This is a genomic window from Oribacterium sinus (assembly GCF_963537195.1).
In the GTDB taxonomy this organism is placed as follows: Bacteria; Bacillota; Clostridia; order Lachnospirales; family Lachnospiraceae; genus Oribacterium; species Oribacterium sinus_A.
The window spans coordinates 1-26,195 of the sequence record NZ_CAUTEG010000027.1 but is presented as its reverse complement, the minus strand read 5'-3'; the positions used below and the strand labels follow the sequence as shown (position 1 = coordinate 26,195).

Below are 26,195 nucleotides of genomic sequence, written 5' to 3'. Positions count from 1 at the left end.
CTGTGAAATTGCTAAGGACATTCTTCTGGAGGAATTTCCGGATAGAAAGATTGAGATTATAGACTCTCTTTCCGCCTCTGTAGGCTACGGACTCTTGGTGGATAAGGCAGCAGATTTGAGAGACCAGGGACTTTCCATGGAGGAGCTTGTTGAGAAGATTCTGGAATACAGAAATCATTTACATGGATATTTCTTTACTTCAGATCTCCGCTTCTTTATCCAGGGAGGAAGAATCTCCAAGGCGGCCGGCTTTATCGGCGGTTTACTGAATATCTGTCCCATTATCATGATTACAGAAGAGGGAACCCTAAAACCTATCGAAAAGGCAAGAGGAAAAAAGCAGGCCTTTAATAACCTGCTGTCCAAGATGGAAAAGAAGGGATTTATGGAAGAGGAGAAGGTATTTCTCTGTCATTCCGCCTGCCCTGAGGATGTGGAAAGCTTAAAGGAGAAGATTCTGGAACGCTATCCGAAGGCGAAGATTGAGACCTTCGTGATTGGCGGCACCATTGCCTGCCATACCGGTCCCGGCACCGTGGCGTGCTTTTTCTTCGGAAGAGAAGGCAGATAAGCTTTTTTACTCCATAAAAAAGGTTTTGCGGAAAGCCTCTTCTTCGAAATGAAAATGCAATGCGGGTCTGCCGTGTCGCATTTTCTTTTTTTCTTTCAAGGATTCTCCTTCCTCCAGCTGTCCCTGACGAATTAACCTTAGCTGTAGAAGCTTTGCCAGAATTCTGCTGGCGGAGCGGGGGGTGATGGCCAGAAGCTCTGCGATATATTGGGCACTAAGTGCTTGCAGAGGATCGTTTTCAAAAAGGCTGATAAGCTTCAGGATATTACTTTCGTGAATACCCTGTTCTTTTGCAAATTCTATTGCCTTCGGATTACTGTAATCAGCCAGCAATTTTAATTTCTGGGAAAGAGGGCCAAGCAGCTTTCCTTCCTCTTCCATAAAAAAGGCGTCATTTCTTCCGTAACGATTACTTTCCAAAAGGGCATGCTCCGCATAATAGCGACTTCGTTCCTTAGAATGGCTTAAGCCTATACCCATACGGAAAGGAAAGTTCAGATTTTTCCTGCAGGCGGAAAGAAATTCCTGTAGCATAGGCATCAGATCTTTTTCCATGGAAATGCTCAAAAGGATAGAAAATTGATTAAAGCCTTTTTCGATATCAAAATGTAAATGACTTTCTTTTCGATATTCCGTTAAAAACTTATAAACAGTGGCTTCCCGATATTCCTGTTCTTCCTTTTCCACCTCCTCCGTAAAGGGAAGGCGAAGAAAAATACTGAGGAGATTTTGCTCTGCAATACTGCCTAAACGAAGTTCGTCCAAGGCGTGTTGAATAGAGCTTCGAATCATTTCTTCATTAGGGAAGACGGCGATATAAGGAATCTGCAATTGATCCAGCTGCCCCAGATTATTGATGCTTCGAGAAAGAATCAAGTCAATTTTTCCTTTGCTCCATAGGTTTTTGGCATATTCGGTGATATGCTTGTAATCATAATGGTGATCCTTGTAAAAGATAGGGCAGGATTTTTCCGGTAAATATTTGGGGATGTCCATAAAATGGTTGGTTTCAGTTAAGAAGTCACAGAATACCCGGTTTAATGGCTGATCCCGATGTTCGATTTGAAATTGCAGCAGAATGGAAAGAACATCAATGGTTTCGTAGGCGGTAAAAGCACAAGGAATACGATTATCCGGAAAACGCTGGTGAATATAGTGGTAACCCAGTTCGCCGGAAAAGAAAATCACATCACATTTCTTTTTACAGTCTTCATAGATGCTGTCAATATCCTTTAAGTCCTTATAGATATAGGGGAAAAATTGGCAATCAAAGGAGGGGTCTTGCAGGACCTTTTCTATAGGCTCCAAAGATTTTTCCGGACTGACAATCGCTACATGAATCATGCTGTTCTCCCTTCCACAGTAATGTTAAGATTTTATCTTGCATTTAAGACAAAGTCAATTATGTCTTTAATTAGTAACCCATTCCTTGATAGCTGACTCCTTAGACTTTTTAGGATTAGCTATCTTTATTACAGGGGCTATTTCGTATGGGATTACAGGGGCTATATCGCAAGGGGCGCCTTGGCTTTTTTTTGTCTTGAAAATGTTATATAATGCACTGGAAAGAAATAGTAGTTGTGAGGTTTTATGGCGAGAAAAAGGACAAATAAAAATAAAACAGGTAAAGGTACAAGCAGAAAAAAAGCTATACAAGGGAATGTAGAACAAAATGCATATGCAGGACTCAAAGAAGAAGCCATTTTGATTTTATCCTTCCTTGTTTCTTTACTTTTGCTACTTAGCAATTTAGGATTTTGCGGAATTGTGGGAGAGGGACTTTCACAGGGACTTGTATTTTTATTCGGGTCCTTCAGTGTTCTTTTTCCCTTTGTCTTATTTTTCCTTGTTGCCTTTACCATGGCAAATCGAAACAATCCGATGATTATGAGGAAGATTCCTTTTATTTGCTTCTTGTATATTTTTCTGGGAGCTTTTCTTCCTGTACTTATTTTAGGAAAGAGTATTCCTGAAGATTTAACGGATTTATTGACCGAAGGGGGAGTATTACCCGGGATCTTTCTTTTATTTTTAAAGCAATTTTTAGGTAGTCTTGGAGCTATGATTGTGCTGTTTTTCGCTATATTACTATGTTTGGTAATGATTACCGAAAAGCCCCTGATGAGTCTCTTTGCTTTATTTTCCGTGCAGACTGCGGAAAAGGCGGGAAGAAGGGCAAAAAGCGATTTACAGAGAATTTCTCAAACTGCAAGAGAAGCTTTGGAGGAAAGAAGATCGAGACGGGAAGAGAGAGAGGCAGATTTTCAAACCACCGACTTTCATTTGGAAGATTTTAAGGAAGGGAGGGAAGTTTCTCTTTTAGAGGCGGAAGAAAATAAGGAGAAGGAAGCGCTCCGTTCTGACTTACTAAGTGTTAAGGAAGAACTGGATTTAATAAACAGTAAGAAGGAAGACTGGAAAGAGGATTCCTTCACGGTGGAAGGCTTATCAGATTCTTCGGAAGCGGAAGAGTTTTTCCCGGAGGACCTTTCTGAGATAGACGCAGTTCCAAAGTCACAGTCTTTGAAAAAACAGTCTATGAAAGAACAGTCTATGAAAGAACAGTCTATGAAAGAAGAGCCCTTGGACGAAGAGGAACTGAAGAAGCGTCTTTTACAGGGAGACCCTTCCTCCAGAGTTGTCTACACCGCCGATGGCCGAAGAATTGCTTCCGATAATGAAAACTTACAAAAGCGTATTCAGGAGAAGAAAGAGGAAGAGTTAACAGTGGATTCCGTTCCGGAAAAGGCTGCAAAACCCTACGTGTTCCCCCCGCTCTCCCTCTTGAAGCGTTCCCATAGTCAGGAAGAGGAAAAGCGAAGCGAAATCGAGAAAAATGCCCAGACCTTGAAGGAAACCCTAAAGAGCTTCGGCATTACCGTAAGCATCAGTAATGTTTCTGTAGGACCATCCGTTACCCGCTACGAGCTGCAACCGGAGCAGGGGGTAAAATTAGCCAAGATTGTATCTTTAAGCAATGATATTAAGATGCGACTGGCGGCGGCGGATATCCGTATTGAAGCGCCTATTCCGGGAAAGTCTGCGGTGGGAATTGAAGTTCCCAATAAAAACAGCCAGGTTGTATATTTGGGAGATATTCTGTCTTCTCCCGCCTTTCAGGAGAACCGGATGAAACTGGCTTTTGGTGTGGGAAAAGACATTGGAGGCAAGGTGGTGGTAACGGATATTGCCAAGATGCCCCACCTGCTGGTGGCAGGAGCTACAGGAGCGGGAAAATCCGTTTCCATCAACACTCTAATTATGTCCATACTCTATCGCTATAGTCCGGAAGAGGTCAGGATGATCATGGTGGATCCTAAGGTGGTGGAGCTTCAGGTATATAACGGCATTACTCATTTGCTTATTCCGGTGGTTACGGATCCGAAAAAGGCTGCTGCGGCATTGAACTGGGCTGTGGCGGAGATGACAAGTCGCTATAAGAAATTTGCCGCTTACGGTGTAAGAGACTTATCCGGCTACAACGAAAAAATACGTGGCCTTACCGAGGAAGAAAGAGAGAAGGAGGGACTTTCCGTTCTTCCCCAGATTTTAATCATTATTGATGAGCTTGCAGATTTGATGATGGTATCGGCGTCGGAAGTGGAGGATTCTATTGTCCGATTGACTCAGCTGGCAAGAGCCTGCGGAATGCATTTGATTATTGCTACCCAAAGACCTTCCGTCAATGTCATAACGGGACTGATTAAGGCAAATGTTCCTTCCCGCATTGCCTTTTCCGTAAGTAGCGGAGTGGATTCCCGTACCATTATCGACATGAATGGAGCGGAAAAGCTTCTGGGAAAGGGAGATATGCTTTTCTTCCCTCAGAATTTACCCAAGCCTATCCGAGTACAGGGAGCCTTTGTATCGGATGAAGAGGTGGCTAAGGTCACGGAATTTTTAAAGTCTCAAGGAGAAGCGGAGTATAACCATTCCATCTCTAAGAGCCTGGAAAAGGAAGCCACGGAAGAGACGGGAGGAAGTCAGAGCGATAGAGACGAGCTTTTTGCGGAGGCCGGATCACTGGTGATTGAAACGGACAAGGCAAGTATCGGCTTTTTACAAAGAAAATTCCGCATCGGTTTTAATCGGGCGGCAAGGATAATGGATCAGTTGGCTGCGGAACATGTCGTTGGAGAGGAGGAAGGCACCAAGGCCAGAAAGGTTTTAATGAACATGGAAGAATTTGAGGAGTTACTGTCTACAGAAAGGATGGAGTAAATGAAATCAGATTTAGAAATTGCTCACGAGGTAACACTGAAACCAATCGCTTTAGTGGCTAAAAATTATGGGATTTCCGAAGAGAATCTGGAACTCTACGGAAAGTATAAAGCAAAATTATCCCAAAGCTTTTGTTCTGCCCAGGAAGGAAAGCAGAAGGGGAAATTGATTCTGGTTACCGCCACCAATCCCACGCCCTTAGGAGAGGGAAAGACCACAGTATCTATCGGCTTAAATGATGCGTTGAACCGTTTAGGAAAGAAGAGCATTGTGGCATTAAGAGAGCCCAGCCTTGGACCATGCTTCGGTGTAAAGGGTGGTGCAGCAGGAGGCGGATATGCTCAGGTTGCTCCCATGGAGGACATTAACCTTCATTTTACGGGAGACTTCCATGCCATCACTTCTGCCAATAACCTACTGGCCGCAGTATTGGATAATCATATTCATCAGGGCAATGCTTTAGAAATCAACCCCAAAAAGATTCTTTGGAAGCGTTGTTTGGATATGAATGATAGAGTTTTAAGAAATGTTATCGTTGGATTGGGAAATCAGGCGGACGGTGCTATGAGAGAGGATCATTTCCAGATTACGGTAGCCTCTGAAATCATGGCTATTCTTTGTCTTTCCAAGGATATGAAGGATTTACAAGAGCGTTTAGACAAAATCGTAGTAGCCTATAACAAGAAGGGCGAGAGAGTCTATGCAAAGGATTTGGAATGTACCGGAGCTATGGCGGTTCTTTTAAAGGATGCTATGCAACCTAATCTTGTGCAAAGTCTGGAAGGAAACCTTGCCATTATCCATGGTGGACCCTTTGCCAACATTGCTCATGGCTGTAACTCCATAAGGGCCACCAAGATGGGCTTGGCTTTAGCAGATTTTCTGGTTACCGAAGCAGGCTTCGGTGCCGACCTGGGAGCGGAGAAGTTCTTTGATATTAAGTGTGCGGCAGCCGGATTAACGCCTTCTTGTGCCGTAATCGTAACTACCCTTCGTACCTTAAAATACTACGGCGGACTTCCGAGAGAAGAGATTTCCAAGGAGAATCGTGAAGCCTTGGAAAAGGGCTTAGAGAACTTGGAAAAGCATATCGAAAATGTAAAGAAATTCGGCGTTCCTGCAGTTGTGGCAGTAAATCGTTTTGCTACAGATACTGAGGGGGAGCTTTCGTTCTTAAAGGATTTCTGTGCACAGAGAGGCGTTCGCTGCGCCATCATGGAAGCTTACGGAAAGGGAAGTGAAGGAGGAGAAGAGCTTGCTAAGGCAGTGCTGGAAACTGTGGAAGCCGGGGAAGTGAATTTCCATACTTTGCAAACTCCGGAGCAGAAGATTTCTCAGAAGATTGAACTTTTGGCGAAGGAAATTTATGGTGCCGACGGGGTAGAGTATTCGAATAAGGCTAGAGAGGAATTAAAGAAGCTGGAAGAATCCTGCTATTCCAATTTTCCGATTTGTATGGCAAAAACGCCGTACAGTTTGTCCGATAAACCCAATCTATTGGGAAGACCCAAGAATTTCCGGATTGAAATTCGTGAACTTTCCCTCTCCGCAGGAGCAGGATTTGTGGTATGCTTAGCAGGCGATGTCATGACGATGCCGGGTCTGCCAAAGGAACCGGCAGCAAAAAAGATTGGCTTTGAAAATGAAAAGATTGTAGGTATTTTCTAAGGAGGCATAGATGAAGGGCTGGTTGTCTTGTTTAAGCGAAGCGAAAGTCCTTCGGGGAGATGGAGAGAGGGAGGAGTTTTCCTCCCTCTCCTATGATTCTCGAAAGGCAAAAGCAGGGGATTTATTTCTTTGCATGAAGGGAAGTACCATGGATTCCCATGATAAAATCCCGGAGCTTTTGGAAAAGGGTGTTCGTGTATTTGTGGTGGAGAAAGATCTTCCCGATTTACCGAAGGAAATGCAGAACAGAGAAGACCTTTGCATTGTACAGGTGGAAAATGGCAGAAAGGCTTTGGCGGAGCTGTCAGCCTTTTATTTTTCCTACCCCTCCAAGGAGATGCTGATGATCGGCATCACCGGTACCAAGGGAAAAACCACAACAGCCAGTATGGTGCGGGCAATTCTTACGGAAGCGGGCTACAATTGCGGTCTCATCGGAACCACCGGAATCGATTATGCCGGCATCCATGAAGAAAGCAGAAATACCACCCCGGAATCTTATACTTTACAGGAGACCTTCCGGAAAATGAAGGAAAAGGGCTGTAATGCCGTAGTTATGGAGGCTTCCTCCCAGGGCTTTAAGATGCATAGAACCGACGGTATCCTTTTTGATTATGGTATTTTTACCAATATTGAAGAGGATCATATCGGAGAAAATGAGCATAAAGATTTTGCGGAATATAAGTATTACAAGTCCAGAATTTTCACCCAGTCCAAGACGGGACTGGTGAATCTTGATGCGGATTTTTCAGAAGAATTTATGGAAAATGCGGAGTGCCCCTGCTTTAGCTTTGCCTTAAAGAAACAGGCGGATTTTATGGCTACGGAGATTGAAGACTTACATAGGCATGATTTTCTGGGCTGTAGATTCCATTTTCGACATGGAGAAGAGGATTGGGAGATTTGGAACCATCTGCCGGGAAGATACAATGTTTATAATGCCTTAGCGGCAATTTCTCTGGCCTCGCTTTTGAAAATCAAAAAAGAAGTGGTGCAATCCGCCTTACGGAAGATTCAGGTAAACGGTAGGATGGAAGTTGTGCTGCAAAGAGGGGGCTACACTGTTTTGGTGGACTATGCCCACAATGCCATGGGTATGAAGAATCTTTTGGAAACCCTGAAGGCCTACAAGCCGAAACGCCTGATTGTAGTCTTTGGCTGTGGCGGAAACCGTGCCAAGGAAAGACGTTACGGCATGGGAGAGGTTGCAGGAGAAATGGCGGATTTTACCATTCTTACTGCAGACAATTCCCGCTATGAGAAAACCATGGACATTATTGCCGATATTGAAAGCACTTTGTCGAAGAAGAGCAAGAATTATGTGAAGATTGAGGATCGTAGAGAGGCGATTCGCTATGCCTTGGATCAGGCCCGGGAGGGGGATCTTATTGCTGTTATCGGAAAAGGACATGAAGAATATAATGAGGTAAATGGAACATTTACCCGTTTTGTAGATAGAGAAGTGATTTTGGAAGAGGCGGAAAGAGAGGGAAAATAAGATGCAGATTCCTTTTTCGGAGATATTTTCCTCTGTAGACAAGATTATTTTGGATTCCCGGGAGGATTGCAGGAAGGGACTCTTTGTTCCCATCAAGGGAGAAAAGCAGGATGGACACCGCTTTATCCCCATGGCTATAGAGCATGGGGCTTCCTTTATTTTTACGGAGGAGGATTGTTCGGAACTTTCCAAACAATATCCCCAGGTACGTTTTATTCCGGTGGAAAGTACCATTGATGCTTTACAGGCCTTGGGAGGCTATGCCAGAAGCCTATATTCCGGTTTAGTCATAGGCGTAACCGGCTCCGTAGGAAAGACCACCACCAGAGCCATGATTGCCAAGGCTCTCTCCATGGAGAAGTCGGTTTTTGAAACCAAGGGAAATGCCAATTCCCAGCTTGGGCTTCCTATTACATTGTTTTCCATGGCTAAGGAAAATAAAGAAATCAGTGTCATTGAGTTAGGTATCTCCATCCCCGGGGAGATGCATAGGATTGCGGAGATTGCTTCCTGCGATATTGCGGTATTTACCAATATCGGTTCCGCCCATTTGGAGAATTTAAAAACCAAGGAAAATACCTGCTTTGAGAAAATGCACATTTTGGAAGGAAATCAAAAGGAAGTTTCTCTTTATTTGCCGAAGAAGGATGCTATATTGGGAACGCTTACGGAAGAGAAAATCAGAGCCATGGGATTCTTGGGCGAGAAGAAGTTAAAGCTTTTCTTCTACGAGAAGCAAGAGGAGATTCCCCTTTCCGTTCCCGGAGAGCATATGGAGGACAATGCCTCTGTAGCCATGGCTATAGGCCTTTCCCTGGGATTAAACAAACAAAAGCTTTTACAGGGCTTGCAGGAATTTCAGGGCTTAAAGGGAAGGGGCGGCAGACTTTCCACAGATGACGGCATTTTGATTATCGATGACAGCTACAATGCCTCTCCGGATTCCATGAAGGCTTCCTTAAAGGTCCTGGCTTCAGAGGAAGGGGCAAAGAGAAAGATTGCAGTCCTTGGAGACATGAATGAGCTGGGGAATAATGAAATTGCTTATCATCGGGAAATCGGAGAATTTTTAAAAGCTCTCCCTATTGATGCATTATTTACTTTAGGAAAGAAGGGGGAAGAGATTCGAAAAGCTATGGGAGAAAAGCTTCTTCCCGGAACAGCCTGCTTTAGTTTGGAGGAACTGTCCATAGCGTTGGAAAAGGAAATTAAGCCGGGAGACCTGCTTTTGTTTAAGGCCTCCAATTCTCTTTCTCTTTCCAAGGTGATTCAAGAAATAAGGAGTAAGCATTGTTCGCCAAAGTAATCGTAGACATTTCCCATGAATCTATCGATAAATGTTTTACCTATAGAGTCCCTACGTATTTTTCCTTATCCGTCGGGGATCCTGTTTTGATACCCTTTGGAAGAGGCAAGAAAAAGGGCTATGTGATAGGAATTGAGGAGCTGGCAGACTTCCCGGAAGAGAAGATTAAAGACATTCTTTCTCCTTTGGAAAAGGAGTTTTCCGTAGAAAAACAGCTTTTGGATCTGGCCATCTGGATGGCGGAGGAATATGGAACGACCTTAAATCAATGCTTAAAAACCGTGCTTCCGGTAAAGAAGAAGACGAAAAACAGAACAAAGCCGGGAAAGATACAATATGGAAACCCCTATCCTGCTCCAAAACTCAATGCAGAGCAGGAGGAGGTTCTTTTTGCAATGCAGGAATATTTTCAGGAGGAGGAAGCGCCTTCCGCCCTGCTTTTCGGCGTTACCGGATCCGGAAAGACGGAGCTGTATTTGCGTTTAATCGAAGACTGTCTTGCCAAAGGTAAGGAAGTCATTTATCTGATTCCGGAAATTTCCCTAAGCCACCAAAGCAGAATGCGGGTGGAGGGACGTTTTCCCGGACAGGTGGCGGTGTTACATTCCAAAATGAGCCAGGGAGAACGGGCGGAGAGCATGGAAAAATGCCGTTCCGGAGAGGTGAAGCTTTTACTGGGACCCCGTTCAGCCCTCTTTGCGCCTTTTTCCAATCTTGGGCTTATTATTATTGATGAGGAGCAGGAACGTTCCTACAAGTCGGAAACCGCTCCCCGTTATGAAAGTCGGGATGTGGCAAGAAAAAGGGGAGAGCTTGCCCATTGCCCGGTACTTTTTGGCTCGGCAACACCTTCCGTCAATATTTTCCGGGAGGCGGAGGAAGGAAAAGTCAGGCTCTTTACTTTAAAAAACAGGGCGGTGGAGGGAAGTATTTTACCCAAGCTGACTTTAATTGACTTACGAAAGGAATTAGAGGAGGGAAATCGTTCCATTTTTTCCAAAGCACTGGAGGAAGCGGTACTGAAGCGTTTGGAAAGGGGGGAACAAACGATTCTTTTCATGAATAGAAGAGGGTATTCTCCCTTTGTCAGCTGTAGGAAATGCGGAAAGAGTCTAAAATGTCCCCATTGTGATGTGAGCTTAACCCTACATAAAAACGGTTTTTTACAATGCCACTATTGTGGCTATAGCAGAAAACTGGAAAAGAAATGTCCGAACTGTGGCAGCAGCTACATTTCCCCCTTCGGTACCGGGACGGAAAAGCTGGAAAAAATCTGTCATGCAGTCTTTCCCAAGGCAAGAATTCTTCGTATGGACGGAGATACCACAGGGAAAAAGGGAAAATACGAAGAAATTTTACAGGACTTTGCCGAGGAGAAGGCGGATATTCTTTTGGGAACCCAGATGATTGTAAAAGGACATGATTTTCCGAAAGTTACTTTGGTGGGGATTATGGCGGCAGAGCAGCTGTTTTTTCAGTCGGATTTTCAGGCCAGGGAATATGCCTTTCAGATTCTGACCCAGGCAGCAGGTCGGGCAGGCCGGGGAAAGCTTCCCGGAGAAGTCTTGATTCAAAGCTATCGTCCCGAGGAGGAAGTGCTGGAGCTGGCTTTGGAACAGGACTACTTTGCTTTTTATCAATCGGAAAAGAAGTTTCGGAAAAGACTGGAATATCCCCCCTTTGCCAGAATGCTGGCCATCCAATGCAGCTATCAGGAGGAAGAGTTTTTAAGTCTGATGCTGGATAAGACCATCAAAAGAATACAGGGGGAATTGGAGGAGGAGAAGGCGGAGTTATTCGGTCCCTTCCCTGCCACCATTTATAAGCTAAAGGATAATTTTAGGAAAATCATCTATATTAAGCAAGAATCCCATGATATAATCATTCGATTAAGAAATCTATTTGTTGAGGAGCTTCGAAAAGAGGATAAACGCTCTTTGATTCAGCTCCAGTTTGATCTTTTATAGAGAGGGTAGAGTTTATGGCAATTCGCAGCATCCGTACCATCGGAGACTCCATTTTGGAAAAGAAGTGTAAAGAAATTAAGGAAATGACGGATAAAACCAGAGATTTGATTCAGGATATGTTTGAAACCATGTATGACGCCAACGGTGTTGGATTGGCGGCTCCTCAGGTGGGGATTTTAAAGCAGCTTTTTGTGGTGGATATCGGAGACGGTGTTCGCTATGTATGCATTAATCCTAAAATTGAAGCTGTGGGAGAGGAAGAGCAGTGCGGAGAAGAGGGCTGTCTTTCCGTTCCGGGAAAGGAAGGAAAGGTTACCCGCCCCATGAATATCCATGTGGAGGCTTTGAATCAGAACATGGAGCCCTTTAGCTTGGATGCTTCCGGCTTTTTGGCCAGAGCCTTCTGTCATGAGTATGATCATCTTCAGGGAGTCCTGTATACGGAGAAGGTAGAGGGAGATTTGGAAGATGTTCAATATGAAGAACTGGAAGAGGAGGAAATGATTTGAGAATCGTGTTTATGGGAACCCCGGACTTTGCAGTGAAGGGGTTAGAGGCCATACATCAGGCCGGACATGAGATTCTCTTGGTGGTCAGTCAGGAGGATAAAGCAAAGGACAGGAAGGGAAATCTCCTTAAGACGCCGGTAAAGCAGGCAGCGGAAAGCCTGGGACTTCCCGTTCGTTCCGTACATCGTCTAAGAAAGGACGAAGAACTCCTTGCATATTTAAAGGAATTAAAGCCGGATTGCATTGTGGTGGCTGCCTTTGGACAGATTCTTCCCAAGGAGCTTTTAGAGCTTCCCCGCTATGGCTGTGTGAATATCCATGCTTCTTTACTGCCTCTTTATCGGGGAGCTTCTCCGATACAGCAGGCTATTTTGCATAGAGACAAGGAAACCGGTATTTCCACCATGTTGATGGCGGAAGGATTGGATACCGGAGACATCCTGCTTCAAAAAAAGCTTCCATTAACGGGGGAAGAAACAGGAGAAAGTCTTTTCGAAGCCCTTTCCTTGCTTTCTCAGGATTGTATTTTGGAAACCCTTAGTCTTTTAGAGCAGGGGAATTGCCCCAGAAGGGCCCAGGATGAGGAAAAAGCCAGTCATTGCAGTATGATTGTAAAGCAGGACGGCTTTGTGAATTGGAATAAGCCCGCCGTTGAAATCGAGGCCATGGTTCGGGCCTTTAATCCCTGGCCTGCTGCAGTCAGTATTCTTCCCAACGGAAAAAGCTTTAAAATCTGGAAAGCCAGAGTTATCCGGCAAAAAGAAAAGGATTTTCAAAGCTTTTCAGAAATTAAAGAAGATTTGCTCTTTGCTCATTTACCGGAAAGTCTTTCGGAGGAAGCAAAGGAGCTCTTTCGGAAGAAAGACGGCATAGGAAAGATGTATCGCAATAAGGAGAACAATCGTCTTCTTCTTTCCACAGGAGAAGGATATCTGGAAATTTTGGAAATTCAGGTAGAAGGAAAAAAACGTTTGGATACCCCTGCTTTCTTACTAGGATTTGGAGGATAAGATGCCTTATTCATACTATTTTTTTGATCCCACAATGATTTTTGTCTATATCGGCATGGGGCTTTCTCTGCTGGCCTCTTCTTTGGTGAAGTCCACCTTTGCCAAATATGACCGGGTTCGTTCCCAAAGAGGTATCAGCGGAAGAGAGGCGGCGGAGATTATTTTACAGAAAAACGGTATCGGCTATGTGCAGGTACTTTCCGTAAGAGGACATCTGAGCGATTTCTACAGCCCGAAGGACAAAACGGTAAATCTGTCGGAGGCCACGGAGAACTCCACCTCCATTGCAGCCATCGGTGTTGCCGCCCACGAGTGCGGACATGCTGTTCAGGATGCGGTAGGCTATATGCCCCTGGTCATCAGCCGGAATATTAATCCGGTTTGTGCTATTTGTTCACAGCTGGCCATTCCCATTATTTTTATTGGCTTTCTGATTGGCCTAAGCGGCTTTATTCAGTTGGGAATCATTGTTTTCGCAGTGGCAATTTCCTTTCAGATTATTACTCTTCCGGTGGAGTGGAATGCTTCTCAAAGAGCCATGCGGATTTTGGAAGAGGAGGGGATTTTAAGTCCCCAGGAAATTAAGGGAGTTCGGGCAGTCCTTACTGCGGCGGCTCTTACTTATGTAGCGGCAGCGGCATCCTCCGTATTGCAGCTTCTTCGTTTACTCATTCTCTATGGAGGAAGAGGCAGAAGAGATGACTAAGGCTGAAAAAATGAAAAGCAAGACCGGAGCCCATGTAGGAATATCCACCGGAGGCAAAATGGATAAGAGGAAGAAAAACTTAAAGCCAAGAGTGGAAAAGAGCGAAAGAGAGTTACTTTTGGAGCTTTTGGAAAAGGTCTTTTATGAAGGAGAGTTTATTCATCTTGCTTTAAGAAAGCTTTTTTCGGACTATCCCGGCTTGGGAAACAGAGAGAAGGCTTTTTTAACCAGAAGCAGTCACGGGATTTTGGAGCGGTATCTGCAACTGGACTATGTGATTTCCTTATACAGCAGTGTAAAACTGAAAAAACTGAAGCCCGTGGTTCTTTTAAGTTTTCGAATTGCCATTTATCAATTACTTTTTATGGACAAAATTCCGGAGCATGCCATTGTGGATGAGGCGGTAAAAAGCATAAAAAAAAGAAAGCTTCAGGGTCTGGTTCCCTTTGTCAATGCAGTTTTACGAAAGATTGTAGGAGAGAAAGAAGAGATTAAAAAGAAGCTGGCTTCTCTTCCCAAGGAGGATGCAGTTTCCCTATGCCTTCCTCCGGATATTTTGGAGGTCTTTTTAAAAGACTATGGCAGGGAAAGAACGATTGCCATGGCAGAGGCCTTCTTACAAAGTGACGGAGGCTTTTATATCCGAAATGAATCCGGAGAGGGAGAACGGGTATCCGGAAATATATTAGAGGAGGAGCGTTTCCGTTCCGGTGCCGTCACCATACAGGACTTTTCTTCTCAAGCAGTGGGAAAAAGCCTAAAGCTTAAAGAAGGAGCTTTGGTACTGGATTGCTGCAGTGCCCCGGGAGGAAAGGCCTGCCATATTGCCTCCTTACTGAAGGGGAGCGGTAAGGTTTATGCCAGAGATGCCCAGAAGGATAAACTTCGTTATATTGTGGAAAACCAAAAACGTCTTGGTTTAGAAAATATGGAAATCGAGCATTGGGATGCCAGAGTTTTAGATGAGCGCTTTATACATGAAGGCGAGGGGATTTTGGATGCGGTGCTTTGTGATACGCCCTGTTCCGGCCTTGGAGTTATCGGTAGAAAACCGGATATTCGTCTGCATTTTACTAAGGAAGCTTTGGAGGAATTGCAAAGCCTGCAAAGGGAGATTCTAAGTACGGTTCAAGCCTATGTGAAAAAGGGAGGACAGCTTTTATACTCTACCTGTAGTCTTTCTTTTAAGGAAAATGAAGAGAACCGGGACTATATTCTACAAAATTTCCCTTTCACCCTGATAAAAGAAGAGAAGTTTATGCCCGGGAAGCCCTCGGACGGCTTTTATCTGGCTCTGTTTCAGAGAAAGACGGAAGATTGATCCCCACATTGTACCGGAATAATTCGGAGAAGTAATTTTACGCAATTTCAGAAAAGGATGGAGGAGTAATTCTTGCAAGAGAAGGAAGGCATGAAAAATATTCGTGATTTAGAGCTTATAGAGCTGAAAAGTCTGTGTAAGGAAGAGGGATTTCCTGCTTATCGGGCGGAGCAGCTTTTTTCCTGGCTTCATGAAAAAGCTGTGGAGGAGTATACGGAAATGACGAATATTCCTAAGGCTATGCGGGAAAAGCTTGCAGAAGGCTATTCCGTGGCCTTACCTGAGGCGGATTTACACCTTTGCTCTAAAATGGATGATACGGAGAAGTTTCTTTTTCGTTTATCTGACGGGCATAAAATAGAATCTGTTTTCATGCGATATCAGCATGGAAACTCCGCCTGCATTTCCACCCAGGTGGGCTGCAGGATGGGCTGTGCCTTCTGCGCGTCCACTTTGGATGGACTTGCCAGAAACTGTACCACAGGAGAAATGCTTGGGCAGATTTATGCTATGGAAAAGCTGACAGGACAAAGAATTTCTCATGTGGTGCTGATGGGCTCCGGAGAGCCATTGGATAACTATGAGGAGGTTACCCGTTTCTTACGAATCATCAGTGACGAGAAGGGAAAAAATCTCTCCATCAGAAACATTACCCTGTCCACCTGTGGTCTGGTACCGAGAATCTATGATTTGGCCAAGGAAAATTATGGGATTACACTGGCTCTAAGCCTGCATGCCCCCAGGGATGAACAGCGAAGAAAAATCATGCCCATTGCCAATCGTTATTCCTTATCGGAAATTATGCCGGCGGTAAAGGAATATTTTAAGAAAACCGGAAGAAGAGTCAGCTTTGAGTATGCCTTGGTGCTGGGGGTAAATGACGGAGAAGAGGACAGAAAGGCTTTAGCGGATTTATTAAAAGGAGAGAAGGGAGAACATTTTCCCTGTCATGTGAATCTCATTCCGGTGAATCCTATTAAAGAAAGGACTTTTGCACCGCCGGACCGGAAGAGGGTGTATGCTTTTCAGGAGTATTTGCAGAAAAGAGGTATTACCTGTACGGTAAGAAGAGAGATGGGGGCAGATATTGCCGGTGCTTGCGGACAATTACGAAGGGATGGAACAAAAGGGGCTTAAGATGGAGTTTTTTGCAAAAACGGATCAGGGAAAAATGCGAAAAATGAATCAGGATTTTCTTTTCGCCACAGGGGATGCCCTGGGGAAATTTCCCAATCTTTTTCTTTTGGCAGACGGAATGGGAGGACACAGAGCCGGTGACTTTGCCTCCCGCTATTTGGTGGAAAGCCTAACGACGCTTTTGAAACAGGAGGAAGAGCTGCCTTTGGTACGAAGCTTGGAGAAGGCAATACAGAAGATGAATCTGGAGCTGCTTCGTCTTTCCCAAAGCAATATTCATTTGCAGGGGATGGGAAGTACGCTGGTTACCGCCTTTGTAGAGGGAAACAGCATTATTTTCTCCAACGTTGGAGACAGTAGAGCCTATCTTTTTCAAAGAAATCGTCTGCGCCAGGTTACCAGAGACCACAGCTATGTGGAGGAGATGATTCAGAGAGGAAAAATGATTCGAGGCTCTGAGGAATATCAAAAGAGTAAGAACATGATTACCCGGGCGGTTGGCGCGGAAAAGTACCTGGAAGTGGACTTCTTCGAGGAGGAGTGGGAGGAAGGAGATTTATTTTTCCTTTGCTCTGACGGCCTTAGCAATATGGTGGATCAGGAAAGTATGGTACAGATTTTAAAGGATGACTCCAGTTTGGAAGAAAAGGGAGAGGCTTTGATTACCTTAGCCAATATTAATGGGGGAAAAGACAATATCGCCTTGATTTTGGTGAAACCCGGAAAGGAGCAGGGATAATGAAATGGGAAAAAGGAACTCTGCTACAGGATCGATATAGTATAGAAGCCCTCATTGGAGAGGGAGGCATGAGCTATGTATACCGTGCCAGAGATCAAAAATTAGGAAGAACCGTAGCCATAAAGGTCTTAAAGCAGGATTATGCAGAGGATCAGGAATTTGTTCGAAAATTCCAGGACGAAGCCAAGGCTGCCGCAAAGCTGAATCATTTGAATATTGTTTCCGCCTATGATGTTGTGGATGAAGGGGATACACACTTTATCGTCATGGAATTGGTGGAGGGAATTACCTTAAAGAACTATATCCATAGAAAGGGAAAATGCTCGGAGCGAGAAGCTATCGGCATTGCCCTGCAGCTTGTGGAAGGTATGGATACTGCTCATAAGATGGGGATTGTGCACAGAGACATTAAGCCTCAGAATATGATTGTCAGCACCGAAGGGGTGGTGAAAATTGCCGATTTCGGAATTGCCAGGGCCGCAAGCCAAGAAACAGCCAATACGGCGGTGATGGGTTCCGTACATTATATTTCACCGGAGCAGGCAAGAAGAGGGGTTTCCGACCAGCGTTCCGATATTTATTCCCTGGGTTGCACCATTTATGAAATGCTTACCGGAAAGCTTCCCTATGCCGGAGAGAATTCCATGGCGGTGGTTTTTTCCCACATGGAAGATCCTATTCCCCGGGTAAGGGATTTGGAGCCTGAGGTTTCCCCTGCCTTAGATTATGTGGTTTGGAAGGCTATGCAGAAAAAGCCCTCTGCCCGTTATCAAAGTGTGGAGGAGCTGCGGGATGACTTAAATCTTGCTTTGGAAGACCCGGAAGCCGGTTTTTTAAACGACAGACAGGATGAGGGAGACGAGTCCGTTTCCCGTCAGGCCAGACAGGAAATGGATAAAGGCATTTCTCGACTGTATAAAGCCTTGGCCATTTTATCCGTAGTTTGTATCCTGGGCGTATTTCTTTTCCTAGGCTTTAAATTAGTGGGTATGCTTCGATCCGTAAAGGATCTTTCTCCCAAGACGGAAAGCGCAACGGAGAAGGAAACGGAGGAAAGCACCCAGGTGGCGATTACCATTTCCGCCTTAGACAGCTTACTGCCGGATATTGTGGGAAAGACCATCCCCGAGGCGGAGAAATATCTCTCCTCTTATGACATTAAGATTTATCCGGAAAAGGAGGAATTTTCCGAGAAATACGAGGAAGGACAGATTATTTCCTACCCCAGTGGAAAATATGGGGTCAGAAGCCGATTGTATGTTACGGTTTCTAAGGGAAGTAAGGTACTGGTATTTTATGATAAGGAGCATCCTGAGGACTTAACGAAGCTTCAGCAGATGGAGCTCAGCACGGTAGAGAAGGAGTTAAAGGATAGAGAGATTCCCTACAAGGTGCTTGAGCAAATGTCGGATACAGTGGAAAAGGGGTATCTGATCAGTACCAACAAGGCGGATACATCAGAGCCGGGAGAGCTGGAGCTTGTAGTCAGTACCGGAATTCCGGATAACTGGGCCGTAGTTCCGGATCTTACTAATCTTTCCGAGAAAGAAGCCATTTCCGCCTTGGAGGATGCCGGTTTGGAAGCCGGAGTGATTTCCTATATTCCCAGCACAAGCGTAGCAAAGGGTGTGGTGCTGAAGCAGTCAGTAGCAAAGGACAGCTATGTGGAAAGAGGACAGGCAATTCCCTTCAGCGTAAGCTCCGGTCCGGATGGGGAAAGCAGTACAAAGCTTGCCCCCTCCGATGACAACAGCAAGGCTTGGGTATCCAGCATAAATCAAACCGTTGTTTTGGGAAGTGGCGGTCCCGGTGTTGAAGGTACCGTCTTAGTGGTAGTTTATCTTCGACAAGACGTAAACGGAGAAAGCCGGTACACCACCCTGCAAGCCGCAAGATCCTATGTAATCGGAAGCGAAATGCAGTTAAGCATTGGTCGAATCAAGGGAATTGCCGGACTTTCCAAGGGTACCGTGGAAGTAGTGGATGCGGAGAAGGATAGGGTTCTGGCCGCCTATGATCTGGATTTCGCTCCGGAGGCTTAGGATGACAGGTAAGATAATTAAAGGCATCGGCGGATTTTATTATGTGGATACCAAGTCGGGAGTCTTTGAATGTCATGCCAAGGGGCTTTTTCGAAACAAGAAAGAAAAGCCCCTGGTAGGAGACATGGTGGAAGTGGAAGAGGTTCCTGACACGGAAAAAGAAATGGTGGGGCAGATTCTAAGGATTCTCCCTCGGAAAAATGAATTGATTCGCCCCTTAGTGAGTAATATTGACCAGGCGGCACTGGTTTTTGCGGTGAAGGAACCGGAGCCCTCCTTCCCCTTAATTGACCGTTTTCTTTTGCACCTGGAGGCAAGAGAAATTCCCTGTATGCTTTTCTTTAATAAGAGAGATTTGCTATCGGAATGTGAAGCGGATTATCGGGAGAAAATGCAGAGTATCTATGAAAAAGCAGGTATTCCCGTTTATTTTTTCCAAAGTAATACGAAAGAAGACCGGGAGGAGATTCTAAGGCTCCTAAAGGGAAAAACCACTGTTTTTTCCGGACCCTCCGGTGTGGGAAAGTCCAGTATGATTAATCTACTGCTGGAAGACAGGAGGATGGAGACAGGAAGTCTTTCCGAAAAAATCAAAAGAGGAAAGAATACCACAAGACATGCGGAATTTTTCTCTCTGGGAGAAGATAGCTATGTCTTGGATACTCCCGGTTTCACCTCTTTATTTCCACCGGATATCTCTCCCGAGAATCTGCGGTATTTCTATCCGGAGTTTGAAGAGTATCGGCAGTCCTGCCGCTATAATACCTGCTACCATTTGGGAGAGAAGAAGCAGGATTGCGGAGTAAAACAGGCGGTGGAAAAGGGAGAGATTGCCCCGGAGCGTTACGAAAGTTACAAAAGCTTATATCAGGAGATTGTACAGGAAAGAAAGAATTATTAAGGAGGTTTCCGTGAAAAATCGATTATCCCCGTCTATATTGGCGGCAGACTTTTCCGCCTTACAGGAGGATGTGGCTTTAGCTGAGGCTGCAGGTGCGAAAAGCTTTCATTTTGACATTATGGACGGGCATTTTGTGCCCAATATTTCCTATGGAGCAGGAATTGTTTCCGCCTTACGGAATAAGTCCAAAGCCTTTTTTGATGTGCATCTGATGGTGGAGGAGCCGGACTTTTTCTTTGCCGATTACAAAAAGGCGGGAGCAGACAGAGTTTCCGTTCACGTGGAGGCGGTAAAGCATTTGGATCGTTCTTTGCAGGCAATACGAGAGCTTGGTATGGAAGGCGGCGTTGCTTTAAATCCTGCCACGTCCCTGTCCACAATAGAAGAAATTCTTCCCATTTGTTCCTATATTTTGATTATGTCTGTAAATCCGGGCTTTGGAGGACAGAGCTTTATCCCTTATACCTTGGAGAAGATTAAAAGGCTTCGGAAAATGGCAGAGGAGAGAGCCCTTCCCTTGGAAATCGGTGTAGACGGGGGAGTAAAATTGGACAATATTTCTCCGATTCTGGAAGCAGGAGCCAACTTTATTGTGGCAGGCTCCTCCGTATTCGGAAAGAAAGACGAAATTGGAGAACGGGTAAAGAGTTTTAATAAGGTTCTTGAAAATGCCTAGGGGACAGTTTATAGTAAGGTAATAAAATAAAGGAGGGTCAGAGAATGCTGGATATTAAATTTGTGAGAGAAAATCCTGAAATTGTTAAAGAGAATATAAGAAAGAAGTTCCAAGATGAGAAGCTGAATCTTGTGGATGAGGTTATTTCTCTGGATGTGGAAGCCAGAAAGGTGCAGATGGAAGCGGATGAGCTTCGTAGTAAAAAGAATCAGGTTTCCAAGCAAATCGGAGCTTTGATGGCGAAGGGAGAGAAGGAAGCAGCGGAAAAGGCTAAAGAAGAGGTAGCTACATTCTCCCAGAGACTGGCAGAATTAGAGGAAAAGGAGCCGGCTTTACAGGAAGAAATTTTAAAAAGAATGATGGTTATTCCGAACATCATTGACCCCTCCGTACCTATCGGAAAGGACGATTCCTGCAACGTGGAGAATGAGCGTTTCGGGGAGCCTGTGGTTCCATCCTACCCCATTCCTTACCATGCGGATATTATGGACAGCTTTTCCGGCTTGGACTTAGATGCAGCGGGAAGAGTAGCCGGTAACGGTTTCTATTATCTGGTAGGAGATGTGGCAAGACTTCATTCCGCAGTGCTTTCCTATGCCAGAGACTTTATGATTGACAGGGGCTTCACCTATGTGATTCCTCCCTATATGATTCGTTCCAAGGTTGTGGACGGCGTAATGTCTTTCGCGGAAATGGATGCCATGATGTATAAGATTGAGGGAGAAGATCTTTACTTAATCGGTACCTCCGAGCACTCCATGATTGGACGTTTTATCGATCAGATTTTGCCGGTAGAGTCCCTTCCTTTGACCTTAACCTCCTACTCCCCCTGTTTCAGAAAAGAAAAGGGATCCCACGGTATTGAGGAGAGAGGTGTTTATCGTATCCACCAGTTTGAAAAGCAGGAAATGATTGTAGTTTGTGAGCCGGAAGAAGCTATGGACTGGTATAACAAGCTTTGGCAGAACACCGTAGACTTTTTCAGAAGTCTGGAGATTCCTGTTAGAACACTGGAATGCTGTTCCGGAGATTTGGCTGATTTGAAGGTTAAGTCCTGTGACGTGGAGGCTTGGTCCCCCAGACAGAAGAAGTATTTTGAGGTAGGTTCCTGCTCCAACTTGGGAGATGCACAGGCAAGACGTTTAAAGATTCGTGTTAAGGGGGCGGATGGTAAGAATCATTTAGCCTTTACCTTAAACAATACCTGTGTGGCACCACCCAGAATGCTGATTGCTTTCCTGGAGAACCATTTACAGGAAGACGGAACGGTAACTATCCCCAAGGCTTTACAGCCTTACATGGGAGGCAAGGAAGTTTTGATTCCCAAGTTCAATTCCGTAGAAAAAGAAAAAAATGCATTAAATTAATGTTTTTTCCAAATATTGTAACGGAGATGCCGCTTCTTTTGTCCTATCAAAAGAAGCGGTTTTATCGTTGTGAAAACATTCTCATTGCGTAGTAAGGGGCTATCCTCTATACTAGCTTAGTATTAGGGAAAGTAGGCTTTTCGCATAGAAAGGAAAAAAATGGAACCCATTATTTCCGTGAGGGATTTATATAAAATATTCAAGATAGGTGATACGGAGGTATATGCCTTAAACGGATTGAACTTTGACATCTATCAGGGCGAATTCATTGCCATTGTGGGTACCTCAGGTTCCGGAAAGTCAACCTGCCTGAATATGCTGGCAGGTCTGGAAAAGCCCAGTAAGGGCAGCATCACCATTACCGGAGAGTCCATTGAAAAAATGAATGAGAAACAGCTTGTGGCTTTTCGAAGGATGCATGTAGGCTTCATTTTCCAAAGCTACAACCTGATTCCCTTTCTGAATGCTATGGAAAATGTTGCTATGCCACTGATGTTTCGAGGGGTTTCCAAAGAGGAAAGAAACAAAAAGGCTTTGGAATATCTGGAGCTTATGAACATCGGAAAGGAAGCCAACCGTTCTCCCAACCAGATGTCCGGAGGACAGCAGCAAAGAGTGGGTATAGCCAGGGCCTTGGTGATTGATCCGGAGATTATTTTTGCGGACGAGCCCACCGGAAACCTGGATTCCCATACCACGGAAGAGGTTTTGGCCTTGATGCGAAATATCGTAGAGAAACAAAGGAAGACACTGATTATGGTTACCCATGATCCCCATATCGCCTCCTGGGCTGACCGACAGCTTAGAGTGGTGGACGGACGGATTGTGGAAACCGTCATTCGAAAAGAAAGCAAAATCGAAGAAGAAATTTTACGGGAAAACGGTGCCCCGCCCTATACCGTTGTGGATAAGCCGGAGGAAACGGCGGATTTTCCAAAGATAAAAGATAATGCGGCGAAGCAGTAAGAAGGAGAAGCAAGATGAAAGAGATAAATAACAGCAGGAAGAAGATGTCTAAGGTTTTGACCGAGACAGTCTATAGAAAGAAAAATATTGGGAAAAACCTATTTTCACTCTTTTTGTGCCTTAGCCTTATGCTTCCGTTTTTCAGTCAAAGAAGCTATGCCGGCTATGTGAATACCAATCTGAATACCTTTATTCATGATGTTCAGGACGTGCCCACAGGATATCCGGGACAGGAAATGGAAGTGAAGGTTCGTATCGGTTACAACGGCTTAAACGGTCTTAGTAATCCGAATTCCGATGTGATTAATAACGTAAGAGTGCGTTTATCCAACGACCAAAGCTATCTGACCACCCAGAACAGCCCCCAAAAGACGCAAAAGAACAATCCCTACAAGGATTCTTCCGATGAAGATGAGCAGGGTGAGGCACAGAAGGATGCCTGGGAAGAGGGCTATAAGGCCGGAAAAAACAATGCCTACAACAACGGCTTAAACTACGTTTATCCGGTGGATGGAGGCGTCTACCCCTTCGAAGTGAATGCTTCTCTTTTCACCCAGGAGCAGAAATTGGGAAGCCTGAAAAAGGGAGAGTACAAGGAGTTATCCTTTAAGGTGAATGTCCGTTCCGATGCATTGAAGATGAAGGACAGCAGCGGAAATACCAGTGACGGCTACTTCGGTGTACCCTTTACCATCTGGTATGATGTACCGGGAGCCAGCCAGACTCAGAATAAAACCGAGTTTGTTAACGTTTTCATCACGGAAAGCGGAGAAGTGAAGGATTCCGGAACTAAGACAGTGGCTCAAGCCTTTGTGGTGGGAGAGAATCAAAGTACCCCTGTGGGAACCTATCCCAATGCGATGAATTACAACGTGAATTTCCGAAACCAAAGCGGAAAGACCCTGTATGATGTAAAGATTAAGATGAATATGTCTTTAGCGGAAAAGGAAGCCGTACAGCTTACCGCTGCGGCAAAGGCGGAGGCAGTGAAGGATTTTCCCTTCTCCATTAACGAAGCCAACTACGACAGAGACTATGCCAAGGTGGAAAAGGGAGAGGTGATTTCTCCTGCTTATTCCATGGCTATTAAGCAAAACGCCGCCACCGGATTTTATCCCCTGTCCTATACGGTAAGCTATAAGCTGGCGCCGGGAAGTACGGTGTCTGTTACGGATACCTACTCCTTCTTTGTTAATGTAAAGAATCCCAACATGGTGGATGTGGAGAAGGAAAAGCTGAGAGACTTTAATGCCAACGACCGTAGTAAAGCCAGAATCATTGTGGATTCCTACAGAACGGAGCCGGAAAAGGTTTATGCCGGAGATGAGTTCACCTTGATTTTAAATATGAAAAACGCATCCAGCTCCATTGCAGCAAGCAATATTCTCTTTACCCTGACCTCGGAAAAGGCTCAGGAACAGACCGTGTTTGCTATTTCCGAAGGATCTAACTCCTACGTGGTGAATTCCCTTGCGGCGGGTGCCAGCACGGAGCTTAGGCTGAATGTAAAAGCTAATGCGGGAGTGGATCCCAAATCTTATATTTTGACTATTAATGAAAAATACGATTCTCCCGACTTTAAGAATGCGGAGGAGAAGGTAGATATTGATATTCCGGTAAATCAGGTGGCAAGAATGGGATTTTCCAACTTTGATGTGAATCCTTCCAGCGTACCTGTGGGCAATGAAGCCAATGCCATGTTCAGTATCAACAATACCGGACGTGTAATGCTCTACAATGTTACCGCCAATTTTGAAAATGACTACATCAAAAAGACCACGGCTTATGTAGGAAACATTAAGCCGGGAGAAACAGGATCCGTGGATGTTATGCTTTCCGCTGTTAAGGCAACGGATGGGGAGACTACCATTCCTGTAGAGATTTCTTATGAGGATGTAAACGGAAATAAGGCCACGGAAAAAACCGAAATTACTTTGACGGTAACGGAAGCTGCGGAGGCCGAATCCATGGATGATGCGGGTGGAGCCAGCAGAGATCTTACAGAAACAAAACCGACTTCATCCCTACCGATTAAGAGTATTGGCATAGGAGGAGCAGTAGTTGCTGTTGTGGGAGGAGCCGCCTATTTCATCCGTAAGAAAAGAAAGAAGAGCTAAATGAAGGTAGTAGATTTATTTCTCTTGGCCATTAACAACTTAAAACGAAGAAAGTTTCGAACGGTACTTACGGTTTTGGGTGTAGTCATCGGTACTTCCTCCATTGTAGTCATGGTGAGTCTGGGACTGGGAATGAGTGAATCTCTTATGCAGTCCTTTAAAAACTCCGGGTCACTAACGAAAATTAACATTAGTAATTATGGAGGGATGGCGGATAATACCGGTAAAAAAGCGGCGGTACAGCTGACGGATGACAGCCTGAAGCAATTGGAGACTATCCCCCATGTAACTGGTGTTTCCCCGTCCCTGGAGGTGCCGATTACCGCAAAATTCGGAGCCTATGAGGCCAATTATAGTATTCGGGGGGTTTCTCAGGCGTATTTTTCCCAGATGAAATTAAAGGAGGGAACTACACCTCCTGCCGGAGATTCTGAACTGACATTGGTTTACGGCAATACGGTAGGAAGCTCCTTTCATAAGGTGAAGAACTGGCAGGACAGCTATGTGGCCAATCCTATGAAGGATACTATTTTCTACATTTTCCCGGAAAAGCAGGTATCCAATCCTAACGGAGTCAGCAAAGACCAGCCGGAGACAGCAATCAATAAGCCTCAGAAAAAATACATTCTTAAGACAGCCGGTGTCATGGAAGGTACAGCAGAGGATTACAGTGAGGAATCCATGTATGCCTATGCGGATATTGACACCCTGAAAGCTTTCTTAAAGAAGATTTATAAGAAGGACCTGGTTCCGGATCCCAAGACGGGAAAGAACGGAAAGCCTCTTCGTTACTATGTCTACGATGAAGCCTATGTTTTCGTAGATGATATGAAAAATGTATCCGAGGTTCAGAAGACGATTACGGATATGGGGTACTCCGCATACTCTAACCTGGAATGGTTAAAGCAAAGCCAGGACTCCATCAACATGGTGCAAATGGTTTTGGGAGGAATCGGTGCAGTTTCCTTACTGGTTGCAGCCATCGGAATCATGAACACCATGATGATGTCCATTTTCGAAAGAACCAAGGAAATCGGTGTAATGAAGGTTTTGGGCTGTGATATGGGAGATATTCGAAATATGTTCCTGACAGAATCCGCTCTTATCGGATTTTTCGGAGGCTTAATCGGCATTGCCTTAAGCTACGGAATTTCCGCGATTATTAACAGTTTAACCGGGGGCGGAGGAAGCGATGTGCTGAGCGGCTTTACCAATGGCGGAGAAGGACAGCTTTCCCTGATTCCGGCTTGGCTTGCTCTTTTTGCTATCGGCTTTGCTATGCTGGTGGGTATGTTATCCGGTTATTTCCCCTCTGTAAGAGCCATGAAGCTAAGTCCTCTTGCAGCTATCCGAAATGAGTAAGGAAATAGGATAGAGGAATATAGAATTGTCTTAGAAAAGGCAGGAGAGTGAAAACTAGCTAAATTGAAAAAGTAAATTCCAGTGCAGAAGTAAATTCTACCGAGCTTAAAA

20 protein-coding genes are annotated in these 26,195 nt (G+C 44.9%); 19 read left to right on the top strand and 1 reads right to left on the bottom strand.

The genetic code is table 11. From position 1 onward, the window contains the following. The coding region (locus RYL27_RS04945) for a DegV family protein (RefSeq protein ID WP_314965657.1) at positions 1-571 on the top strand (571 nt) is incomplete at its 5' end. 6 nt (positions 572-577) lie between these two features. Here RYL27_RS04945 and RYL27_RS04940 read toward each other — a convergent pair. Continuing rightward, on the bottom strand, positions 578-1,915 hold the full coding sequence (locus tag RYL27_RS04940) for a MarR family transcriptional regulator (RefSeq protein WP_314965655.1): 1,338 nt from the start codon (positions 1,913-1,915) through the stop codon (positions 578-580). A 246-nt stretch (positions 1,916-2,161) separates the two neighbouring features. Between RYL27_RS04940 and RYL27_RS04935 the strand changes: the two genes are divergently transcribed. The 18 genes from RYL27_RS04935 to RYL27_RS04850 all read left to right on the top strand — a co-directional run bounded on the left by RYL27_RS04935 (position 2,162) and on the right by RYL27_RS04850 (position 26,084). After that, positions 2,162-4,792: an FtsK/SpoIIIE family DNA translocase gene (locus tag RYL27_RS04935; protein WP_314965653.1), complete on the top strand. Its 2,631-nt coding sequence runs from the start codon at positions 2,162-2,164 to the stop codon at positions 4,790-4,792. Beyond that, the gene (locus RYL27_RS04930) at positions 4,793-6,460 is read left to right on the top strand and encodes a formate--tetrahydrofolate ligase (protein WP_314965652.1); all 1,668 of its coding nucleotides are present in this window, start codon (positions 4,793-4,795) and stop codon (positions 6,458-6,460) included. Between the two features lie 10 nt (positions 6,461-6,470). Next, complete coding sequence (locus RYL27_RS04925) at positions 6,471-7,958, top strand: UDP-N-acetylmuramoyl-L-alanyl-D-glutamate--2,6-diaminopimelate ligase (protein WP_314965650.1); 1,488 nt, start codon at positions 6,471-6,473, stop codon at positions 7,956-7,958. A gap of 1 nt (position 7,959) precedes the next feature. Next, positions 7,960-9,264, top strand: coding sequence for a UDP-N-acetylmuramoyl-tripeptide--D-alanyl-D-alanine ligase (locus tag RYL27_RS04920; RefSeq protein ID WP_314965648.1), 1,305 nt, complete (start codon positions 7,960-7,962; stop codon positions 9,262-9,264). Then, a complete protein-coding gene (gene priA / locus RYL27_RS04915) occupies positions 9,249-11,231 on the top strand; it encodes a replication restart helicase PriA (RefSeq protein ID WP_314965646.1) in 1,983 nt (660 codons plus the stop codon). The genes RYL27_RS04920 and priA overlap by 16 nt, the downstream gene beginning before the upstream one ends. A 14-nt stretch (positions 11,232-11,245) precedes the next feature. Continuing rightward, a complete protein-coding gene (def, locus tag RYL27_RS04910) occupies positions 11,246-11,740 on the top strand; it encodes a peptide deformylase (RefSeq protein ID WP_304071373.1) in 495 nt (164 codons plus the stop codon). 5 nt (positions 11,741-11,745) lie between these two features. After that, positions 11,746-12,750 (top strand): methionyl-tRNA formyltransferase, encoded by a 1,005-nt coding sequence (fmt, locus tag RYL27_RS04905; protein WP_331667035.1) that lies wholly within the window; start codon positions 11,746-11,748, stop codon positions 12,748-12,750. Between the two features lies 1 nt (position 12,751). After that, positions 12,752-13,456: a zinc metallopeptidase gene (locus tag RYL27_RS04900; protein ID WP_243155800.1), complete on the top strand. Its 705-nt coding sequence runs from the start codon at positions 12,752-12,754 to the stop codon at positions 13,454-13,456. Further along, positions 13,449-14,777 carry a transcription antitermination factor NusB gene (locus RYL27_RS04895; RefSeq protein WP_314965641.1) on the top strand — a complete coding sequence of 443 codons (1,329 nt, stop codon included), beginning with the start codon at positions 13,449-13,451 and terminating at the stop codon, positions 14,775-14,777. The genes RYL27_RS04900 and RYL27_RS04895 overlap by 8 nt, the downstream gene beginning before the upstream one ends. A gap of 90 nt (positions 14,778-14,867) precedes the next feature. Continuing rightward, positions 14,868-15,914, top strand: a complete 1,047-nt coding sequence (gene rlmN / locus RYL27_RS04890) for a 23S rRNA (adenine(2503)-C(2))-methyltransferase RlmN (RefSeq protein ID WP_314634347.1) — start codon at positions 14,868-14,870, stop codon at positions 15,912-15,914. Between the two features lies 1 nt (position 15,915). Next, positions 15,916-16,653 (top strand): Stp1/IreP family PP2C-type Ser/Thr phosphatase, encoded by a 738-nt coding sequence (locus RYL27_RS04885; RefSeq protein ID WP_314965639.1) that lies wholly within the window; start codon positions 15,916-15,918, stop codon positions 16,651-16,653. Next, positions 16,653-18,695 carry a protein kinase domain-containing protein gene (locus RYL27_RS04880; protein ID WP_314965637.1) on the top strand — a complete coding sequence of 681 codons (2,043 nt, stop codon included), beginning with the start codon at positions 16,653-16,655 and terminating at the stop codon, positions 18,693-18,695. Before RYL27_RS04885 ends, RYL27_RS04880 begins: the two co-directional genes overlap by 1 nt. Before the next feature lies 1 nt (position 18,696). Next, positions 18,697-19,596: a ribosome small subunit-dependent GTPase A gene (gene rsgA / locus RYL27_RS04875; protein WP_314965635.1), complete on the top strand. Its 900-nt coding sequence runs from the start codon at positions 18,697-18,699 to the stop codon at positions 19,594-19,596. 10 nt (positions 19,597-19,606) lie between these two features. After that, positions 19,607-20,272: a ribulose-phosphate 3-epimerase gene (gene rpe, locus RYL27_RS04870; RefSeq protein WP_183682027.1), complete on the top strand. Its 666-nt coding sequence runs from the start codon at positions 19,607-19,609 to the stop codon at positions 20,270-20,272. A 44-nt stretch (positions 20,273-20,316) separates the two neighbouring features. Next, on the top strand, positions 20,317-21,639 hold the full coding sequence (gene serS / locus RYL27_RS04865) for a serine--tRNA ligase (protein WP_314965633.1): 1,323 nt from the start codon (positions 20,317-20,319) through the stop codon (positions 21,637-21,639). Positions 21,640-21,798: 159 nt separating this feature from the next. Continuing rightward, positions 21,799-22,605, top strand: a complete 807-nt coding sequence (locus tag RYL27_RS04860) for an ABC transporter ATP-binding protein (RefSeq protein ID WP_314965629.1) — start codon at positions 21,799-21,801, stop codon at positions 22,603-22,605. A 14-nt stretch (positions 22,606-22,619) separates the two neighbouring features. Further along, on the top strand, positions 22,620-24,722 hold the full coding sequence (locus RYL27_RS04855; protein WP_314965627.1) for a COG1361 S-layer family protein: 2,103 nt from the start codon (positions 22,620-22,622) through the stop codon (positions 24,720-24,722). Next, complete coding sequence (locus RYL27_RS04850; RefSeq protein WP_314965625.1) at positions 24,723-26,084, top strand: ABC transporter permease; 1,362 nt, start codon at positions 24,723-24,725, stop codon at positions 26,082-26,084. Positions 26,085-26,195 lie beyond the last annotated feature (111 nt).

What these genes read in the sequence shown, in the direction of transcription:
- RYL27_RS04940 (WP_314965655.1), bottom strand. Translation starts at nt 1,915, where the DNA reads ATGATTCATGTAGCGATTGTCAGTCCGGAAAAATCTTTGGAGCCTATA.
- RYL27_RS04935 (WP_314965653.1), top strand. Translation starts at nt 2,162, where the DNA reads ATGGCGAGAAAAAGGACAAATAAAAATAAAACAGGTAAAGGTACAAGC.
- RYL27_RS04930 (WP_314965652.1), top strand. Translation starts at nt 4,793, where the DNA reads ATGAAATCAGATTTAGAAATTGCTCACGAGGTAACACTGAAACCAATC.
- RYL27_RS04925 (WP_314965650.1), top strand. Translation starts at nt 6,471, where the DNA reads ATGAAGGGCTGGTTGTCTTGTTTAAGCGAAGCGAAAGTCCTTCGGGGA.
- RYL27_RS04920 (WP_314965648.1), top strand. Translation starts at nt 7,960, where the DNA reads ATGCAGATTCCTTTTTCGGAGATATTTTCCTCTGTAGACAAGATTATT.
- def (WP_304071373.1), top strand. Translation starts at nt 11,246, where the DNA reads ATGGCAATTCGCAGCATCCGTACCATCGGAGACTCCATTTTGGAAAAG.
- RYL27_RS04900 (WP_243155800.1), top strand. Translation starts at nt 12,752, where the DNA reads ATGCCTTATTCATACTATTTTTTTGATCCCACAATGATTTTTGTCTAT.
- RYL27_RS04895 (WP_314965641.1), top strand. Translation starts at nt 13,449, where the DNA reads ATGACTAAGGCTGAAAAAATGAAAAGCAAGACCGGAGCCCATGTAGGA.
- rlmN (WP_314634347.1), top strand. Translation starts at nt 14,868, where the DNA reads ATGAAAAATATTCGTGATTTAGAGCTTATAGAGCTGAAAAGTCTGTGT.
- RYL27_RS04885 (WP_314965639.1), top strand. Translation starts at nt 15,916, where the DNA reads ATGGAGTTTTTTGCAAAAACGGATCAGGGAAAAATGCGAAAAATGAAT.
- RYL27_RS04880 (WP_314965637.1), top strand. Translation starts at nt 16,653, where the DNA reads ATGAAATGGGAAAAAGGAACTCTGCTACAGGATCGATATAGTATAGAA.
- rsgA (WP_314965635.1), top strand. Translation starts at nt 18,697, where the DNA reads ATGACAGGTAAGATAATTAAAGGCATCGGCGGATTTTATTATGTGGAT.
- serS (WP_314965633.1), top strand. Translation starts at nt 20,317, where the DNA reads ATGCTGGATATTAAATTTGTGAGAGAAAATCCTGAAATTGTTAAAGAG.
- RYL27_RS04860 (WP_314965629.1), top strand. Translation starts at nt 21,799, where the DNA reads ATGGAACCCATTATTTCCGTGAGGGATTTATATAAAATATTCAAGATA.
- RYL27_RS04855 (WP_314965627.1), top strand. Translation starts at nt 22,620, where the DNA reads ATGAAAGAGATAAATAACAGCAGGAAGAAGATGTCTAAGGTTTTGACC.
- RYL27_RS04850 (WP_314965625.1), top strand. Translation starts at nt 24,723, where the DNA reads ATGAAGGTAGTAGATTTATTTCTCTTGGCCATTAACAACTTAAAACGA.